1 protein-coding gene is annotated in these 3,629 nt (G+C 68.2%); it reads right to left on the reverse strand.

The window, feature by feature from the left end; all coding sequences use genetic code 11:
• Window positions 1-3,629: condensation domain-containing protein (locus tag A5645_RS14260; RefSeq protein ID WP_155768010.1), on the reverse strand; the 3,629-nt coding region annotated here is incomplete at both ends.

Here is a 3,629-nt window from a genome sequence, read left to right on the forward strand (position 1 = left end):
CCCACCGCCGCGCACATGCGCACAGATCCCACCCAACGCCGCAAACCACAACTGCGCCAACCGCGCAACCCGCTCACGATCCAAAACCGACGGCGCCCAGACCCATTCGGCACGCAGTGAGGGGCCGTTGGGGGTGTCGACGGTGCCCGCGTTCACGTCCACCGTGTGCGGCAGCGGCATCGGCATCGGTGCTGCGGGTACTCGGTCCGGGCTGAGTCGCCAAGCGTCGCCGGGATTCTCAATCGCCGCGGCGCCGAGCCGACCCAGGTAGTTGAAGCCGATCGACGGGTCCGGCCCGTCCAGATCGACATCGGTGTTCAGATAGCGCAACAACCCGTACGTCAAACCATCCGGCAGCGCTCGCAACTGCTCCTTGGCGGCCTTGACCACCGCACCCAACGCCGCCCCGCCCGCCACCACCTGCGCCCAGTCCAGCCCACCAACACGCAACGACACCGGGTATTTCGTGGTGAACCAGCCCACGGTGCGGGACAGGTCGAGATCCGGGGCCAAGTCGTCGCGACGCCCATGCCCCTCGACGTCGACACCGAGTGCTTCGGCACCGTCCAGAAACTCGTTCCAGGCCAACGCAAACGCGATCAACAGGATGTCCTGGACACCGGCGTGGAAGGCCGTCGGGACCGCACCGAGCAAGGCGCGGGTGGTCTCGACGTCCAGATCCATGGAGATACGCCCGGCGGTGGCATGGGTATCCAGCTCGGGATCCGGTTCGGGCAGGGCGGCCGGTATGCCGGCGACTTGACGCCAAGCGGCGACGTGGTTCACAACGACGGGCCGGCGCGCGTACTCGCTCAGTAGCGACGCCCACCGCTGGAATGATGTCCCGGTCGCCGGCAACGCCACCGGATGACCGGCGCGCTGCTGAGCCCACGCGGAAACCAAGTCCTCGAGGAGGATTCGCCAGGACACCCCGTCGACGGCCAGATGGTGGATGGTGATCGCCAGCCGCCCGGTGGACGCGACCCACAGCGCGCTCAGCATCACGCCCGCGGCCGGATTCAGCCGGGACCGGGCCGCCGCCAGCTCCGCTTCGGACAGGGTGTCCACGGTGCGCAGGCAGCGCGTGGCGGGGACCGTGCCGGGCGCGGGGACCCGCAGCGACCAGGGGCCGTCGGGCGAGTTGTCGGCTCGAAGCCGCAACATCGGGTGCCGGTCCAGCAGCGCCTGCAGCACCACCGCCACGTCGGACTCGGTGGTCCCACTCGGCGCTTGCAGCACCACCGTCTGGCTGAACTGGTCGACGGGACCGGCCTTTTCCCGCAGCCAGTGCATGATCGGAGTCGCGGGCACCGGCCCCAGTCCGTCGTCGGCGACAGAACTCGCGTCGTCGGCTACCCCGGCCACCCGCGCCAGTCCGGCCACCGTCTGCTCGGCGAAGATGTCGCGCGGTTTGCACACCAGACCCGCTACCCGGGCCCGCGCCACCACCTGCATCGACAGGATGCTGTCCCCGCCCAACTCGAAGAACGACTCGTCGACCCCGACCCGCTCCAGCCCCAGCACCTGCGCGTAGATGCCGGCCAGGATCTCCTCGACGGGGCCCGACGGCGCGCGGTAGCGACCGGCGGGCTGATACTCCGGCGCGGGCAGGCGTTTCCGGTCCAACTTGCCCGAGGAGGTCAGCGGGAATTCGTCGAGCACCATGATCTGCGCGGGCACCATGTAAGCGGGCAACCGCTCCTTGAGCCGCTGACGTACCACGCTGATCTTGGCGTTGGCGCGAGGATCGTTGGCGTGGGTGGCCTTGCGGGCGTTGGGCCGGTAGACGTCGCTCAACGGCGTGTTCGGCTCGGTGGCGGCGACGAAAACCGCGTCCAGTGTGCCGGATTCGCTCCCCCAGGTGACGGCGACGCGGTATCCGGTGTCGGCGGCGAGGCGGTGTAGCTGCTCTGGGGTTCGGCTTTCGAGCGTCTCGGATTCAGTGGAGTCGGGATCGCCACTGTCGAGGGCTTTTTCGGCGCGAACGTCGGTGATCAGTCCGGTGCGGTGGATGCCGGTGACACGCAGGGCGCTCGGGCGTTGCGCGGTCAAGTGGTCACGCAGCCCGGTCGACCCGCCGCACTGCGCCCAGGCTTGGACGGGGGCGGTGGCCAGTGACCGCGTCGCGGTCGGGGCCTTGTGGGCGACGACGTCGTAGCGGTACCGGGTGAGTTCGTTGTCGGCTTCGCCGCGCTTGACCTGAATGTCGATCCCGGCCACCACCTGTTGCCGGTCCGCCCAGGCGGTGAAGAACTCTGGCGCAACCAACAATTCGGATTCGCTCTCCATCGCGCGCCGGACCCGCTGGCGGACCTCGGCGGCGGTGCCACCACCGTGGGCCAGCGTCACCGCGGTGTGGAACGCGCCGTGCAGGGCGCGATTGCGGACGTCACCGATGAACAACGACCCGCCCGGGGCCAGCAGCTCCATGGCGTTGTCGATGACCTCGACCAGATACTCCGAGTGCGGAAAGTATTGGACCACCGAGTTGAGAATGATGGTGTCGAAGTGACCGCGCGGCAACCCGTCGGTGTCGTGAGCGGGTCGGCTCAGCAGCTGCACGCGGTCACGCCACGGGATTTGCAACCGCTCCATAGTCCGCGCCAGGGCGTCCACGGCGACTGCCGAATTGTCAGTTGCCACATAGGTTTCGCAGTGGGGGGCGATCCTGGCCAGGATCAGCCCGGAACCCACGCCGATCTCCAAGACCCGTTGCGGCCGTAGGGCCATGATCCGGTCCACCGTGGTCGACCGCCACTCCTCCATCTCCTCGAGCGCAATCGGGTCACCGGTGTAGCTGCTGTTCCAGCCGCGGAAATCGCTGCCGAATTCCGGCGGTGCCGAACCGTCGCCGTAGAGCTGGTCGTACAGGTCTCGCCATTCCTGAACGGCATCTTCGGCGCTTCCGTCACCGGCGCCCTGCGCAAGGGTGAGGTAAGCGACGAGGTGGGCTCCTCCTGCGCCGCGGTGGTGGGCGGTGACGGCCGCCTGGGTGACGTACGGGCAATCCAGCAGGGTGTTCTCGATCTCACCGAGTTCGATCCGGTAGCCGCGGATCTTGACCTGTTCGTCGGCGCGTTCGAGGTAGTGCAGTTGGCCGTCGGGGGTCCAGGACACAAGGTCGCCGGTACGGTACATGCGAGTTCCCGGTGCGCCGTACGGGCAGGCCAGGAATCGTGCGGCGGTCAGTCCCGCGCGGTGCAGGTAACCGACGCTGAGCCCGTCGCCGGCGACGTAAAGTTCTCCCGCGATGCCGGCCGGAACCGGCCGCAGCCATTCGTCCAGCACCATGAAGGCAAGGTGGTTCAGCGGCACGCCGATGGGGCTGGCGCCGCTTTCGGTGTCCTGTGCGACGATCTCCCGCCACGAGGCATGCACGGTGGTTTCGGTGGTGCCGTACAGGTTGAACAAGCGTGGCGATTGGGGATGGTTGCGTAGCCACGGCCGAAGGTGTTGCGGCTCAAGCGCTTCCCCAGCAAAGACGACGGCCTCCAATGCCAGCCGTTGCGCCCGCTCGCCCGACAGCGTGTCGGCCGTTTGCAGTGCGGAGAACGCCGAGGGGGTTTGGCTGAGGATGGTGACGTTTTCGGTGGCCAGCAGGGTGTGGAAGTCTTCGGGTGAGCGGGCCA

It is taken from the genome of Mycobacterium asiaticum, assembly GCF_001673635.1.
In the GTDB taxonomy this organism is placed as follows: Bacteria; Actinomycetota; Actinomycetes; order Mycobacteriales; family Mycobacteriaceae; genus Mycobacterium; species Mycobacterium asiaticum_C.